We start from the raw sequence: 584 nt of genomic DNA, 5'->3' as shown, positions 1-584 counted from the left end.
GTAAGCGTCAACTAGACCCGCACCTGCTCAATATCGATAATTTAGCAGAAGCCCTCATTAGCAACACTTTTTATCTTGTTATACTGCCTACGAATCAGCAGTTTAAATTCCGCATCTGACAATCCGTCGCCCGCATCCACACCGGCTTCCGAAAGCATATCATAAAAATATTCGGCATAATCTTTGTCTTCTCGGGCCATTTTTTTGTAACGGGCTAAAATCTCGGTCTGAAAATCCAGCTCGAAGATGTATCTAGGAATTTTACCTGATAGATAATCTTTAACCATTCCCATCATGTAATCAATATTCTTTCCCATGTCAGTCTTCCTCCCACGCATATTTTTCAAGACTGGTGTTACCAAGCTGCGGGGTGAATACTTTTTCCGGCAAAGTAGGGCTGCCGGGTAAAAAGTCTTTAAGTTCAGATACATAACCCGTTTTCCCTAGGTTAGGGGCATTTTTAAAAATCCAGGTCAAATATTCAAATGGATTTAAGCCATTTTCTTTTGCACTCACAATTAGACTATAATAAATTGCACTGGCCCGGGCACCGTTTGGTGTGTTCGCAAAAAGCCAATTTTTTC

2 protein-coding genes are annotated in these 584 nt (G+C 40.9%); both read right to left on the bottom strand.

Annotated features, from left to right (window positions below; all coding sequences use genetic code 11):
- Positions 1-41: 41 nt before the first annotated feature.
- A complete protein-coding gene (locus Ga0451573_RS18960) occupies positions 42-317 on the bottom strand; it encodes a hypothetical protein (RefSeq protein WP_231685758.1) in 276 nt (91 codons plus the stop codon).
- Between the two features lies 1 nt (position 318).
- Positions 319-584 (bottom strand): transposase domain-containing protein (locus Ga0451573_RS18955; protein ID WP_231685757.1); only part of this gene is annotated, 266 nt, incomplete at its 5' end.

It is taken from the genome of Phosphitispora fastidiosa, assembly GCF_019008365.1.
GTDB lineage: Bacteria > Bacillota > Thermincolia > Thermincolales > UBA2595 > Phosphitispora > Phosphitispora fastidiosa.
Note: the sequence above shows the minus strand (reverse complement) of the source record. Positions and strands in the feature narration are given on the sequence as shown.

What these genes read in the sequence shown, in the direction of transcription:
- Ga0451573_RS18960 (WP_231685758.1), bottom strand. Translation starts at nt 317, where the DNA reads ATGGGAAAGAATATTGATTACATGATGGGAATGGTTAAAGATTATCTA.